At 64.0% G+C, this 14,794-nt stretch carries 11 protein-coding genes; 6 read left to right on the top strand and 5 right to left on the bottom strand.

The annotated features are described in order from the left end of the window. Window positions 1-72 precede the first annotated feature (72 nt). The 3 genes from HWY30_RS17580 to HWY30_RS17590 form a co-directional block, all read right to left on the bottom strand. Complete coding sequence (locus HWY30_RS17580) at window positions 73-879, bottom strand: ATP-binding cassette domain-containing protein (RefSeq protein WP_090801043.1); 807 nt, start codon at window positions 877-879, stop codon at window positions 73-75. 13 nt (window positions 880-892) lie between these two features. Continuing rightward, a complete protein-coding gene (locus HWY30_RS17585) occupies window positions 893-2,083 on the bottom strand; it encodes an ABC transporter permease (protein ID WP_090801041.1) in 1,191 nt (396 codons plus the stop codon). Window positions 2,084-2,258: 175 nt separating this feature from the next. Next, window positions 2,259-3,305: a sugar ABC transporter substrate-binding protein gene (locus HWY30_RS17590; RefSeq protein WP_090801040.1), complete on the bottom strand. Its 1,047-nt coding sequence runs from the start codon at window positions 3,303-3,305 to the stop codon at window positions 2,259-2,261. Window positions 3,306-3,581: 276 nt separating this feature from the next. Between HWY30_RS17590 and HWY30_RS17595 the strand changes: the two genes are divergently transcribed. From HWY30_RS17595 to HWY30_RS17610, 4 genes are all read left to right on the top strand, one after another. After that, complete coding sequence (locus tag HWY30_RS17595; protein WP_090801038.1) at window positions 3,582-4,466, top strand: MurR/RpiR family transcriptional regulator; 885 nt, start codon at window positions 3,582-3,584, stop codon at window positions 4,464-4,466. Beyond that, entirely contained in the window at window positions 4,459-5,478 is a 1,020-nt protein-coding gene (gene iolG / locus HWY30_RS17600; protein ID WP_090801035.1) for an inositol 2-dehydrogenase, read from the top strand. Before HWY30_RS17595 ends, iolG begins: the two co-directional genes overlap by 8 nt. Then, entirely contained in the window at window positions 5,475-6,533 is a 1,059-nt protein-coding gene (locus HWY30_RS17605; protein WP_090801033.1) for a Gfo/Idh/MocA family oxidoreductase, read from the top strand. Before iolG ends, HWY30_RS17605 begins: the two co-directional genes overlap by 4 nt. A 134-nt stretch (window positions 6,534-6,667) precedes the next feature. Further along, complete coding sequence (locus HWY30_RS17610) at window positions 6,668-6,895, top strand: sulfurtransferase TusA family protein (protein ID WP_026225937.1); 228 nt, start codon at window positions 6,668-6,670, stop codon at window positions 6,893-6,895. Between the two features lie 99 nt (window positions 6,896-6,994). Here HWY30_RS17610 and galU read toward each other — a convergent pair whose 3' ends face one another. After that, on the bottom strand, window positions 6,995-7,876 hold the full coding sequence (galU, locus tag HWY30_RS17615; RefSeq protein ID WP_090801031.1) for a UTP--glucose-1-phosphate uridylyltransferase GalU: 882 nt from the start codon (window positions 7,874-7,876) through the stop codon (window positions 6,995-6,997). Between the two features lie 62 nt (window positions 7,877-7,938). Continuing rightward, on the bottom strand, window positions 7,939-10,818 hold the full coding sequence (locus tag HWY30_RS17620) for a valine--tRNA ligase (protein ID WP_090801029.1): 2,880 nt from the start codon (window positions 10,816-10,818) through the stop codon (window positions 7,939-7,941). Window positions 10,819-11,618: 800 nt separating this feature from the next. Between HWY30_RS17620 and HWY30_RS17625 the strand changes: the two genes are divergently transcribed. Further along, window positions 11,619-13,982 (top strand): UvrD-helicase domain-containing protein, encoded by a 2,364-nt coding sequence (locus HWY30_RS17625; protein ID WP_090801027.1) that lies wholly within the window; start codon window positions 11,619-11,621, stop codon window positions 13,980-13,982. After that, complete coding sequence (locus tag HWY30_RS17630) at window positions 13,979-14,773, top strand: 5'-methylthioadenosine/adenosylhomocysteine nucleosidase (protein ID WP_090801025.1); 795 nt, start codon at window positions 13,979-13,981, stop codon at window positions 14,771-14,773. The genes HWY30_RS17625 and HWY30_RS17630 overlap by 4 nt, the downstream gene beginning before the upstream one ends. Window positions 14,774-14,794: the final 21 nt, after the last annotated feature.

Consider the following 14,794-nt stretch of genomic DNA (forward strand, 5'->3'; position numbering starts at 1 on the left):
AACAGTGCGCGGGAGGTGCGCGTCGGCCAGCCGGGCGAAACGCGCCGAGGCTGGACGTGCCGCGCGAATCGGTCAGATCGTCGCGCCTTCGAGTTCGCCGATCATCTTCTGCATCTCGGCGCCGCCGGCCATCATGTCGAGCACTTCGTTCTTGCTGATCGTCTGTTTGGTGAACGTGCCGAGCGAGCGGCCGCGATTGAGCAGCGTGAACGAATCGCCGATCGGATACGCGTGGTGCACGTTGTGCGTGATGAAGATCACCGAGATGCCTTTGGCGCGCGCCTTGTGGATCAGCTTCAGCACGTTGAAGCTCTGCTTGACGCCGAGCGCGGCGGTCGGTTCGTCGAGAATCAGCACGCGCGCGCCGAAGTGGATCGCACGCGCAATCGCCAGACATTGACGCTCGCCGCCCGACATCGTGCCGATCGGCTGATGCGGGTCGCGCACGTTGATGCCCATTTCGGCGAGCTTGTCGCGCGCGGTGGTTGCGCAGGTTTCGAGGTCCATCACGTTCAGAAGGCCGAACAGCTTTTTCTGCGGCTCGCGGCCCATGAAAAAATTGCGCGCGACCGATAGCAGCGGCACCAGCGCGAGATCCTGGTAGACGGTTGCGATACCGAGATCGAGCGCGTCTTTCGGCGACGTGAAGTGCACCGGTTTGCCGTCCACCCGGTAGGTGCCTTTGCTCGGCTGATACACGCCCGCGAGCGTCTTGATCAGCGTCGACTTGCCGGCGCCGTTGTCGCCGAGCAGGCAATGCACTTCGCCGCGTATGAGGCGCAGCGTGATGTCGTTCAGCGCGATGATGTTGCCGAAATAACGGCTGACGTTTTCCAGCGACAAAATGATGTCGTCGGTGTTTTGTTCGGGGGTGCTCATCGTGAACCTCCGTCTAGCGCGATGCCGCGACGCGGCCGCGCACGTAGTGGTTGAACAGCACGGCGAACAGCAGCATCACGCCGAGGAACACGCGGAACCAGTCGGAATCGACGTTGGTGTACGTGATGCCGATCTGCACGACGCCGAAGATCAGCGCACCGAAGCATGCGCCGATCACCGAGCCGTAGCCGCCTGTCAGCAGCGTGCCGCCGATCACCGCGGCGATGATCGCCTCGAACTCCGCCTGCAAACCGCGGTCGGCCGCGGCCGAACCGATGTCGCACACCTGAAGTACTGCATACAGGGCCGAGCAGAACGCGGTCAGCACGAACAGCGAAATCTTCACGCGACGTACCGGCACGCCGACGTTCTTGGCCGCGTTGGCATCGCCGCCGACCGCGAAAATCCAGTTGCCGAAGCGCGTCCTGGCGAGCGTGAACGCACAGACCACGGCGAGCACGAGCCACCACAGCAGCACCTTCGGAATGCCCGGCACGAGCGGCGTGCCGTTGTCGAGCAGCTTCACGAGGCCGAGGTGGCCGAGCCACACGAACAGACCTTTGAACGCGACGCCCTGGAAGAACGTGTGCGCGAACCAGTCCTGACGCGCGACGTCGCCGACGCCGGAGATGATGGTGCGATCGGCGAACATCACCGATAGCGCGAGCGTGAGACCGCGCAGTATGAACAGGAACGCGAGCGTGACGATGAACGACGGCAGGCGCGTGCGTATCACCAGATAGCCGTTGAGCGCGCCGAGCAGCATCGAGCCGACGAACGCGAACAGGATCGCCAGCCAGATCGGCCAGTGGAAGTACATGGTCGGCAGCGCGACCATCATGCCGGCAAAGCCGATCATCGAACCGATCGACAGATCGAACTCGCCGGCGATCATCAGCAGGCACGCGCCGACCGAGATCAGACCGAGATAGGCGGCGACCTGCGCCCAGTTCATCACGCCGTCGAGGTTGAACATCCCCGAGTTGCCGGCCGCCACGCCGAACACGATGAACACCATCACGGTGCCGGCGAGCGCCGCGAATTCCGGTCGGCCGAGCAGATGGCGGAACCAGGATTCCTCGCGCACGCGTTCGTCGACGGCAGCGGATTGCGAGGCGGTCGTCGCAGCAGACTTCGCCGGGTCCTGCGGATCAGGCGGCGGTTGCTTGCGGTGATGGGGATGAAACAGGTCGGCGACACCCATTGAAGCTCTCCTTGATACGCCCGCGACCGGCGGGTCGGCGCAATGCCGTGGGCGTTTGCGAATCCGCTGAGCGGGCTGGCGCCGGCAAGACGCCATGCGTCCCGCCGGTCACTGCCTTTTAACCTTGCCGCCGGCGCGGCGGCTCAGGCGCGCGATGCGATGCGTTGCCGTGCGTTCAGCGGTACTGACCCGCGTACTTCAGCACCTTGTCGACGTTGGCCTTCGTGATGAAGCCCGGGCCCGAACCGATATTGCGCGGCCCGTAGGACGGCGTGAGCCCATAAGTGGCAAGACGCTCCTTGAACTTCGGATTCGCCTGCAGGATCTCGCGGATTTTGGCCGGATCGGTGGTGTGGTCCTTCTTCACGATCGCGAGCACGGCAACCGGGATATAGCCCTGCAGGTACGGTTGCTGGTCGATCGCGAACTGGATCGTGCCGTCCTGGATGCCCTTCGCGATGTCGCTGTCGAAGTCGAACGTCGCGAACCAGATCTTGCCGGCGAGGCCCATCTGCTGCAGCGCCTTCAGCGTCGGATCGGCCGACAGCGGACCGAGCGTCAGCACCGCCTGGGTATCCGGATGATTGCGTAGGAACGCGCTGACCTTCGACTGCACGCCGGTCGGGTCCTGGCCCGTGTCGAGCGTCGATGTTTTGAAGTTGGCGCCGATCGCTTCGGCGAAACCGCGGCAGCGTTCGAACGAAGCCGGGTTCGTCGCGTAGTGGTTCACGCACAGGAACGACTTGATGCCGGCGGCCTTGGCCTTTTCTCCGGCGGCTTTGCCGGCCGCGAACTCGGGCTGGCCGACGTGCATGATCGCGCCGAGCTTCGCGCTTTGCTCCTCGGTGCCCGAATTGATCGTGACGAGCGGAATGTGCTTCTCGGTGACCTTCGCGATCGAACTCTTCAGCACGTCGAAGTCGGCGATCGACACGATCACGCCGTCGTAGTTGCGCGCGGCCGCCTGTTCGATGAGACGCGCCATGTCGGCGATGTCGCCGTTCGGCGGATTGCGGTAGTCGGTCTGAACGTTGAAGTCCTCGTCGGCCTGCTTGATCGCGTTCTTGATCGTGTTCCACCACGAGTCCGAATCCGGCGCGTGGCTGATCAGCACGAAGTGGGCCTCCGCCGCGCGGGCGGCCGAGGCCGCGCCGAATCCCGTCGCCAACGTCAACGCCGTCACCAGAATCCTGAGCGTTGCCTTGCCTCTGCAAAGTCTCATTGTCTCCACCTTTCTCGGTCTGTCGTTCGTTATTGAGGGAGCGACTGGCGGGCGGCTTTCCATTCCGATGACCCACACAACGAGGCCGAAGCGCCATCGCTCACGACCAAGAGTAGGTCATCTTCCGAAGCCTTGCAAAGAAAATTTCATGACAAATAAAAATGGAAAATACGTTCCATTTGACGGGGCGGCCGCCTATACTCGGCAACGTCGGATGCACGTTGCGGCGGGCCGTGGGCGCGTCTGCCGCATTGCAGGAAACCCCGAGAGGCAGTCATGGCGGAACAGATCACCGAAGAAACGGTGCCGAGCGTCGACGAATTGATGCAGCGCATCGCGGATACCTACGAGTCGCTGCCGCGGCAGTTGAAAAGCGTCGCGACGTACATCGAGCAGCATCGCGCGAGCGTGATGATGGATCGCACGAGCGATATCGCCGCGAGCTGCGGCGTGCATCCGTCGGCGGTCGTGCGCTTTGCGCAGCGTTTCGGCTTTTCCGGGTTTTCGGATCTGCAGGCGGTGTTTCGTCAGGCGTATACGGGGCAGGGCGTGTCGTCGTCGAGCTATCAGCAGCGCATCCGCAAGCTGATCGACGAGAAGCCCGGCACCTTGTCGGGCGGCGCGGTCGCGCGCGAGTTCATCGCCGCGTCGCGCGGCGGCCTCGAAGAACTCGAAGCGGGCCTCGACGACAAGCAGTTCGACGCCGCCGTGAAGATGCTGCAGCAGGCCGACAACATCTACGTGATCGGGGTGCGGCGCTCGTTTCCGGTCGCGAGCTACATCGTCTATGCGTTGCAGCACACGCATAAGCGCGTGCATCTGGTGTCTGGCTTCGGCGGCATGTATCGCGAGCAGATCCGCAGCGTCAGGAAGGGCGACGTGGTGATTGCGATCAGCTTCGCGCCATACGGCAAGGAGACGCAGTACTGTCTGCGCGTCGCGCATCATCATCAGGCGAAGACGCTCGTCATTACGGATAGCCAACTATCGCCGCTCGCACGCTACGCCAGCACGCAGCTGTACGTGAAAGAGGGCAGCGCGTTCGCGTTCCGCTCGCTGACCAGCACGATCTGCCTGTGCCAGGCGCTCTTCATCGCGCTCGCGTACAAGCTCGAACTGAACGTTGAAGAATCCAACGACACTGGAGGCTACGATGACTGACGCGGTAAATACGATCGACGTCGCCGTATTCGGCGCGGGGCGCATCGGCAAGATCCATGCGGCGAATCTCGCGCGGCAGCCCGGCGTGCGGCTCAAATACGTGGTCGACGTGAATCGCGAGGCGGCCGCCGCGCTCGCCGCGCAGCATGGCGCGCAGGTTGCGGATAGCGACGGCGCGATCGGCGATGCATCGATCGGCGCGACCGTGATCTGTTCGAGCACCGACACGCATGCGGACCTGATCGTCAAATCGGCCGCGCAGAACAAGCACGTGTTCTGCGAGAAGCCGGTCGATCTCACGTTGGAGCGCGCGCGGATGTGCGCAGAAGCGGTGGAGCGCGCCGGTGTCGTGTGCATGATCGGTTTTCAACGGCGCTTCGATCCGACGTTTTCCGCGTTGAAAGCGCGTCTCGACGCGGGCGAGATCGGCACGCCGGAAATGCTCGTCGTCACGAGCCGCGATCCGGGCGCGCCGCCGCTCGAGTACATCCGGCACTCGGGCGGCATCTTCAAGGACATGCTGATTCACGACTTCGACATCTGTCGCTGGATTCTCGACGACGAAGCCGACACGCTGCACGCCACCGGCAGTTGCCTCACCGACCCCGCGATCGCCGACGCGGGCGACATCGATTCGACCGCGGTGACGATCCGCACGAAGCGCGGGCGGCTGTGCCAGATCAACACCGCGCGGCGCGCTGCCTACGGCTACGACCATCGTTTCGAAGTGCTCGGCAGCACCGGCATGCTGCAGGCAGGCAACGTTCGCCCCACCGAAGTCACCGCGTACTCGAAGACGGAAGTATCGACCGACGTGCCCGAGGCGTTTTTTCTCGAACGCTATCGCGCGGCATACGCGCTCGAAATCGCGCATTTCTTCGACGCGGTTACGCATGGCAAGCCGGTGCGCACGACCGTCGCGGATGGCCTGAAAGCGCTCGAACTCGCGGAAGCCGCGACGCGGTCGTGGCGCGAGGGCCGCGCGGTCAAACTCGGCGAGGCAGCGCAATGAAGCCCGCCACGGAGCGCTTGCGGATCGGCGTGGTCGGCCTTGGGCGGCTTGGCAAGCGGCATGCGGAGAACCTCGCGTATGGCGTGCCGGGCGCGACGCTCACGGCCGCGTGCAGTCCGCTCGAAGATGAACTGGCATGGGCGCGTGATGCGATGCATGGGTCGCTGCACGAGCCGCGTCTCTACGCCGATTACGCGGACCTGCTCGCCGATCCGCACGTCGACGCGGTATGGCTCGTCACGCCGTCGTCGCTGCACGCGCAGCAGATCGTCGACGCATTGCGCGCCGGCAAGCATGTGTTCTGCGAAAAGCCGCTGTCGCTCGATGTCGCCGAATGCGAGCACGTGCTGGCCGAAGCGGCGCGCTATCCGCACCTGCAGGCGACGATCGGTTTCATGCGCCGCTTCGATCCGAGCTACCGCGACGCGTTCGATAAAATCGCCGCCGGCCAGATCGGCCGGCCGTTCCTCGTGCGCTCGCAAACCACCGATAAAAACGACGACGACGGTTTCTTCGTGCGCTTCGCGGCGACCTCGGGCGGCATCTTTCTCGACTGCACGGTGCACGACATCGACGTCGCCCGCTGGCTGCTCGGCAAGCCGCGCGCGACGCGCGTGTTCGCGGCGGGCACGGTCGCGCTGCACGAGGGTCTGCGCGAATTCGGCGACGTCGACAACGGTGTCGCGATCTGCCAATTCGAGGGCGGCAAGCTCGCGATGTTCTACGCGTCGCGCACCCAGGCGCACGGCAACGATACGCACAGCGAAGTGATCGGCACGGCGGGCGCGCTGACGATCGGCCGCAATCCGCGCGCGAACCGCGTCGAGATCTACGACGCGACCGGCATTCGCAACGAGTGCACGCCGAACTTTTTCGACCGGTTCGAGGACGCGTTTCTGCACGAGGCACGCGCGTTCGTCGCATCGGTGCTAAAAGGACCGGGGAAGGGCGAAGCGGTACAGCGTGGCGCGACGCTCGCCGATGCGCTCGAAGCGACGCGTATCGGCGTGGCGCTGCGCGAGTCGCTGCAAAGCGGCGAGGCGGTGACGCTGTAACGGCGCGCGGCACGGCTCGCGTGGAAATGGGCGTCGTGGCGATGTCCGGCGCCGCCGCTCCGCCTGCTGTAAAATTTGACCCTCTGTCCGGCGTCGTCAGCGACGCCCCGTCCCGAAGGTCATCGTCGATGCAAATTCAGATTCACAAGGAAGTCGATGCGCGCGGGCTCATGTGCCCGCTGCCCATCCTGCGCGCCAAAAAGGCACTCGCCGACATGGAAAGCGGCCAGATTCTCAAGGTGCTCGCCACCGATCCCGGCTCGCAGCGCGATTTCGCCGCGTTCGCGAAGCAGACCGGCAACGAGATCGTCGAAAGCTCGGCGCATGACAAGGTGTTTACGTTTCTGATGCGGCGTCGTTGAGCTGCGTTCGGTAAAACTGTCGGTCCGATGTAAAAAAGAAGGCGCTGTCCCCATTATTCGGGGTACAGCGCCTTCTTCGTTTCAGCCGGACTTTCGACGTCAGCCTTCGAGAACCGGCGAGCGGGTACGCAGATATTCTTCGAAATCGGCGGCTACTTCCGGGTGACGCAGGGCGAACTCGACGGTCGCCTTCAGGTAGCCCAGCTTGCTGCCGCAGTCGAAACGTGTGCCGTGATACTTGTACGCGAGCACCTGTTCGTCGGCGAGTAGCGACTGGATCGCGTCCGTCAGTTGCAATTCACCGCCCGCGCCCGGCTTGATGGAGCGCAGGTGATCGAAGATGCGCGGCTTCAGCACATAACGGCCCACCACGCCGAGGTTCGACGGCGCCACGCCCGGTTCCGGCTTTTCGACGATGCCCGACATCTTGATGATCGAGTCTTCCCATTCCTTGCCGTCGACGATGCCGTACGATTTGGTATCTTGCGGCGGGATCTCTTCGACGCCGATCACCGAGCTGTGATAGTGATCGAACACCTCGATCATCTGCGTCATCACGGGCGGCGTGCCGTACAACAGGTCGTCCGCGAGAATCACGGCGAAAGGGTTGTCGCCTACCAGCTTCTCGGCGCACAGCACGGCGTGGCCGAGGCCCAGCGCCTCGGCCTGGCGCACGTAGAAGCAGTCGACGTGGCTCGGCTTGATGCTGCGCACGAGTTCGAGCAGCTTGTCCTTGCCGCGCGCCTCGAGTTCGGCCTCGATCTCATAGGACTTGTCGAAATGGTCTTCGATCGCGCGCTTGCTGCGGCCCGTGACGAAGATCATTTCGGTGATGCCGGCCGCCATCGCCTCTTCGACCGCGTACTGAATCAGCGGCTTGTCGACGATCGGCAGCATCTCCTTCGGGCTAGCCTTCGTGGCGGGGAGGAAGCGGGTGCCAAGACCGGCTACCGGAAAGACCGCCTTCGTAACTTTTAGCATGTGAATACCCTGAGTCCTCTGGTTTAAATCCTTGCCCGTCGTTGAGGGGGCGGGCGCGTCGGTCAGGCCGGCAAGCGGGCCAGTTGGGCTTTCAGCTTGCCCACGGTGGCTTCGAAATCGGCCAGCCGCTTCTGCTCCTGTTCCACGACCGCCGCCGGCGCCTTCGCAACGAAGGCCTGATTCTGTAGCTTACCGTTGCACTTGACGATTTCGGCGCTCAACCGCGTGATCTCTTTCGACAGGCGTTCGCGTTCGACCGCTGCGTCGATTTCGACCTTCAACACGAGCTTGTCCGTTCCTACGATAGCAATCGGCGCGCCATCCGCCTGGGCGTCGAGCGCGGCCTCGTCGGCGATGATCTGCACCTCCGACAGACGCGCAAGTGCCTGAGCGTAAGGCGCGAAAGTACGAAGACGCTCCGCATTGCCGGTGGCGAGCAACGGCACCTTCACCGCCGGCGACAGGTTCATTTCTCCGCGCAGATTACGGCATGCATCGATCACCGCTTTGAGGTCGGTCGCCCACCGCTCGGCGTCTTCATCGAGCTTCGACGGCTCCGCGACGGGGTACTGCTGCACCATGATGGACGCCTCGCCCTCGGCCTTGCCTTCCGGGTAGCGTCCCGCGAGCGGCGCCACTTTCTGCCACAGCGCTTCGGTGATGAACGGGATCACCGGATGCGCGAGGCGCAGCACCGTTTCGAGCACACGCAAAAGCGTCCGCCGAGTGGCACGCTGCTGGTTCGGCTGCCCCGTCTGGATCTGCACTTTGGCGAGTTCAACGTACCAGTCACAATATTCGTCCCATACGAACTTGTATATGGCGTTGGCCACATTGTCAAAACGATAGTCGGAAAAACCCTTGACGACTTCCGCTTCCACGCGCTGCAGTTGCGACACGATCCAGCGGTCGGCCTGCGAGAAATGCAGATTGCCTTCTGGCCCGCATTCGCCACATTGCGCCGGCTGGCCGAAACCGCAGTCGTGGCCTTCGCAGTTCATCAGCACGAAGCGCGTGGCGTTCCACAGCTTGTTGCAGAAGTTGCGATAGCCTTCGCAGCGCGCGAGGTCGAAATTGACGTTGCGGCCGAGCGTGGCCATCGACGCCATCGTGAAGCGCAGCGCGTCGGTGCCGAACGCCGCAATGCCGTCCGGAAACTCCTTGCGGGTCTTCTTCTCTATCGACGCGGCCAGCTTCGGATTCATCAAGCCGGTGGTGCGCTTCGCGACGAGCGCGTCGAGGTCGATGCCATCGACGATGTCGATCGGGTCGAGCGTGTTGCCCTTGCTCTTCGACATCTTCTGGCCTTCGGCGTCGCGCACCAGACCGTGCATATAGACCGTTTCGAACGGCACCTTGCCCGTGAAGTGCGTGGTCATCATGACCATGCGCGCGACCCAGAAGAAGATGATGTCGAAGCCGGTGACGAGCACCGACGACGGCATGAAGTGCTTCAGCTCTTCGGTTTCGTTCGGCCAGCCGAGCGACGAGAACGGCACCAGAGCGGACGAGAACCACGTGTCGAGCACGTCTTCGTCGCGCTTCAATGCGCCGGTGTAGCCGGCCGCGACGGCCTTCGCGCGCGCGTCTTCCTCGGTACTGGCGACGAACACTTCGCCGTTCTCGCCGTACCACGCCGGAATCTGGTGACCCCACCACAGCTGACGCGAGATGCACCAGTCCTGGATGTTTTCGAGCCACTGGTAGTACGTGGTGGTCCAGTTTTCCGGCACGAATTTGATCTGGCCGTTGCGCACGACGTCGAGCGCGGTTTCGGTGATCGACTTGCCCGGATTGAACGTGCCTTCGGGCGCCGGCTTGCTCATCGCGACGAACCACTGGTCGGTCAGCATCGGCTCGATCACGACGCCGGTGCGGTCGCCGCGCGGCACCATCAGCTTGTGCGGCTTGACCGATTCGAGCGCACCGAGCGCCTCGAGATCGGCGACCACCAGCTTGCGGGCTTCGAAACGGTCGAGGCCGCGGTATTTTTCGGGCGCGTTGTCGTTGATCTTCGCGTCGAGCGTGAGGATTTCGATTTGCGGCAGCTTGTGGCGCAGGCCGACCTGATAATCGTTGAAATCATGCGCGGGCGTGACCTTGACGACGCCTGTGCCGAATTCGCGGTCGACGTAATCGTCGGCGATGATCGGCACTTCGCGGTTCGACAGCGGCAGCGTGATGGTCTTGCCGATCAGGTGGGCGTAGCGTTCGTCTTCCGGGTGCACCATCACGGCGGTGTCGCCGAGCATGGTTTCCGGACGGGTGGTGGCGACGGTCAGATGGCCCGAGCCGTCGGTCAACGGATAGTGGATGTGCCACAGGTGGCCGTTTTCTTCTTCGCTGACCACTTCGAGGTCGGATACGGCGGTGAGCAGCACCGGGTCCCAGTTCACGAGGCGCTTGCCGCGATAGATCAGGCCCTGTTCATACAGACGCACGAACACGTCGCGCACGGTGGCCGACGTCTTGTCGTCCATCGTGAAGTATTCGCGCGACCAGTCGATCGATGCACCGAGACGACGCACCTGATTCGTGATCGTGGAGCCGGATTGCTGCTTCCACTCCCACACGCGCTCGACGAACTTTTCGCGGCCGAGGTCGTGGCGCGACACGCCCTGCGCGTCGAGCTGGCGTTCGACGACGATCTGCGTGGCGATGCCCGCGTGGTCGGTGCCCGGCACCCACAGCGTGTTCTCGCCGAGCATGCGGTGATAGCGGGTCAGGCCGTCCATGATGGTCTGGTTGAACGCGTGGCCCATGTGCAGCGTGCCCGTGACGTTCGGCGGCGGCAACTGGATCGAGAAATCCTTGCGGTTCGCGTCGAAGGAGGGCGCGGCGTAGGTGCGCTTTTCCCATTCAGGGCCCCAGTGGGCTTCGATGGTGTGGGGTTCGAAGCTTTTTGCAAGCGTCGAGGTCGGGTCGCTCGGGGTGTCGCTCATGTTTCTGTTAAAGGCAGGATTTTGGAGGCGGGGAAGGGTTGATTATAGCTGGACGAGGTTTTTTGCCGGCCGGCGGCCGGTGTGGACAGGGGTTATGCTTTTTTCGTTGTTCTGGCTTTGTTGGCCTTTCCTTGTTGACTTATCGGTCTATTAGCGTTGCCCCTGTGCGGGGCGGCACCTACTTTCTTTGCTGCTGCAAAGAAAGTAGGCAAAGAAGACAGCTCAAACCGCAAACTTTTAAGCGGGTCCCCTGGCTTGGAAGGAGTAGTGGTGCATCTGGAATCCGGGCCCCCGCACATTCCCCGTTCGTGACAAAGCCATCATCCCTCCCACTCCGCACTACGTGCGTCGCGGACGGGTCTGCCAGGGAAACCAATGGTTTGGCCCGCGCAGCGGGGGCCGTCGGCTGCGCCTCGGCGATGCGCCGAAACCACCAGTGGTTTTTGAACGGGATTTCGGCGCGCGTAGCGCCGCCGGAAGAATGACTGCCTTGTCACTAGCGCGGAATGTGCGGGAGCACGGATTCCAGATGCACCACTACCTCATGCAGACCGAGGGACCCGCTTAAGAGTTGGCGGTTTGAGCTGTCTTCTTTGCCTACTTTCTTTGCAGCAGCAAAGAAAGTAGGTGCCGCCCCGCACAGGGGCAACGCTAATAGACCGATAAGTCAGCAAGGAAAGGCCAACAAAGCCAGAACAACGAAAAAACCCCAACCCATATCCAGAAGAACAAAAAAACCAAAAAAAGCGCCGCCCCCGCCGGGGCATATAATGTCCCCCGAACTGCGCCTAAGCAAAAAAATGCCCGACCTCCTCTCGAATCTAAACCCCGAACAACACGCCGCCGTAACGCTCCCGAATGAGCCCGCCCTGATCCTGGCGGGCGCCGGCAGCGGCAAAACCCGCGTCCTGATCACCCGCATCGCGTGGCTGATTCAGCAAGGCCTCGCGTCCCCCGCGACCGTTCTCGCGGTGACCTTCACGAACAAAGCCGCCCGCGAAATGATGGCGCGCCTCTCGGCGCTATTGCCGATCGACACGCGCGGCATGTGGATCGGCACGTTCCACGGCCTGTGCAACCGTATGCTGCGCGCGCATCACCGCGACGCCGGGCTGCCCGCCACGTTCCAGATTCTCGATACCGCGGACCAGCTGTCGGCGATCAAGCGCCTGATGAAGGGGCTCAACATCGACGACGAAAAGTACCCCGCGAAAAATCTCCAGTACTTCATCAACAACGCGAAAGAGCAGGGCCTGCGCCCCAAAGACGTCGACGCCACCGACAACTTCAACCGCAAGTTCGTCGAACTCTACGAAGCCTACGATCAGCAATGCCAGCGCGAAGGCGTCGTCGACTTCCCCGAGCTGCTGCTGCGCTGCTACGAACTGCTCGCGCACAATCCGCCGCTGCGCGCGCATTACCAGGCGCGCTTCAGGCACATCCTCGTCGACGAGTTTCAGGACACCAACAAGCTGCAATACGCGTGGCTGAAGCTGCTCGCGGGCCAGCACAACGCAATCTTCGCGGTCGGCGACGACGACCAGTCGATCTACGCGTTCCGCGGCGCGAACGTCGGCAACATGCGCGACTTCGAGCACGAGTTCAACGTGCGCAATCTGATCAAGCTCGAGCAGAACTATCGTTCGCACGGCCATATTCTCGATGCCGCCAACCAGCTGATCGCGAACAACTCGCGACGCCTCGGCAAGAATCTGCGTACCGACGCGGGTCACGGCGAACCGGTGCGCGTCTACGAATCGGCGACCGATTCGCAGGAGGCCGGCTGGATCGTCGAAGAGATCCGCGCGCTGATCAACACCGGCCTGTCGCGCAGCGAAATCGCGGTGCTCTACCGCAGCAACGCGCAGTCGCGCACGATCGAGCACACGCTCGTCAACGCGGGCATCGCGTATCGCGTGTATGGCGGCCTGCGCTTTTTCGAACGTCAGGAAGTCAAGCACGCGCTCGCATACCTGCGCCTGATCGACAACCCGAACGACGACACCGCGTTCGGCCGCGTCGTCAATTTCCCGACTCGCGGCATCGGCGCGCGTTCGATCGAACAGCTCGCCGACGCGGCGCGTCTGTACAACTGCTCGATGGCCGCGGCGATTCCGTACGTCGCCGGCAAGGCCGGCTCGAGCCTCGCCGCGTTCGCGAACCTCGTCGGCAAGATGCGCGCCGACACGCAGCAGATGAGCCTGCCGGAGACCGTCGAGTACGTGGTCCGCGCGAGCGGTCTCGCCGACTTCTATCAGAACGAGCGCGAAGGCCAGGAGCGGCTCGAGAACCTGCAGGAACTCGTCAACGCGGCCGCCGCGTTCGTCAGCGAGGAAGGCTACGGGCTCGATACGCCCGCGCGCTCGATTCCGCTGCGCCCAGGAGCCAGCGCCGCGCCCGAACTCGCGGTCGCGACCGACGATCCGACCACGGTGGTCCTCGACGCACCGGGCGTCGCCGATCCGGCGCAAAACCCCGACACGATGACGCCGCTCGCGGGCTTTCTGTCGCACGCATCGCTCGAAGCGGGCGACAACCAGGCGCAGGCCGGCCAGGAAGCGGTGCAGCTGATGACGGTGCACGCGGCAAAGGGGCTCGAATTCACCGCGGTGTTCATCACCGGCCTCGAAGAGGGGCTGTTCCCGCACGAGAACAGCGCGATGGAGGCCGACGGCCTCGAAGAGGAGCGGCGTCTGATGTACGTCGCGATCACGCGCGCGAAGGAGCGGCTGTACCTGTCTTTCGCGCAGAGCCGGATGCTGCACGGCCAGACCCGCTACAACATCCGCTCGCGTTTCTTCGACGAATTGCCGCACGAAACGCTGAAGTGGCTGACGCCGAAGGTCGAGGCGGGCTCGCGCTGGGGCGGCCGGTCGGACAACGCCGGCTACGGGCGCGACTGGTTCGCGCGGCCGGGGTACGGCGGCGGTTCGGCGTCGACGGCGGCGGTGACCTCCGCGCCGGCGCCCGCGTTCGCGAACGAGCAGCGCGCGGCCGACACGGGCTTTCGCGTCGGCCAGCAGGTGTTCCATACGAAGTTCGGCGAAGGCACGATCACCGCACTCGAAGGCAACGGCACCGACGCGAAAGCGCAGGTCCGCTTCAAGCGTCACGGCGAAAAGTGGCTGGCGCTGGCGGTGGCTAAATTGCAGGCGGTCGAATGAGCACGCCCTTGAATCTCTGCCACGATGCGCGGCGGCCGCTCGGCGTTCTGGCCGCGTTACCGCAGGAACTCGGCGACCTGATCGAAGCGATGCGCGCCGAGTCCGGCGTGCGCACGGTCACGCACGGCCAGCGTGACTACCACGTCGGCACCGTGCACGGCACGCCGTGCGTCGTCACGCTCGCGCGCGTCGGCAAGGTCGCGGCGGCCGCGACGGTCAGTGCGCTGATCCACGCGTTCGATGTCGAGGCGATCGTGTTCACCGGTGTCGCGGGCGGTGTCGGCGGCGAAGTGCATGTCGGCGATATCGTCGTTGCGAGCGCGCTGATGCAGCACGATGTCGACGCGTCGCCGCTTTTTCCGCGCTTCGAGGTGCCGCTGCTCGGCCTGTCGCGCTTCACCACCGATGCGGCGCTCGCCGACCGTCTGATGGCCGCATGCGAGCAGTTCGTCGCCGAGGAAGGCGCGGCCTGCGCGGCGCGCTTCGGCACGCGCGCGCCGCGCGTGCATCGCGGCTTGATCGTCAGCGGCGATCAGTTCGTCGCGAGCGCGGCGGCCGTCGCGGCGTTGCGCGACGCGCTGCCCGACGCGCTCGCGGTCGAGATGGAAGGCGCGGCGATCGCGCAGGTCTGCTACGAGTACGGCGTGCCGTGCGCGGTCGTGCGCACGATCTCCGATACCGCCGACGACCACGCGCCCGGATCGTTCATGTCGTTCCTGACCGGGATCGCGGGCACGTATTCGAACGCGATTCTCGCGCGCTTTCTCGGCACGCGAGACACCGCGGGCTGAGCGCCCGCTTGTTCGTCCGCC

It is taken from the genome of Paraburkholderia tuberum STM678 (assembly GCF_902833905.1).
In the GTDB taxonomy this organism is placed as follows: domain Bacteria; phylum Pseudomonadota; class Gammaproteobacteria; order Burkholderiales; family Burkholderiaceae; genus Paraburkholderia; species Paraburkholderia tuberum.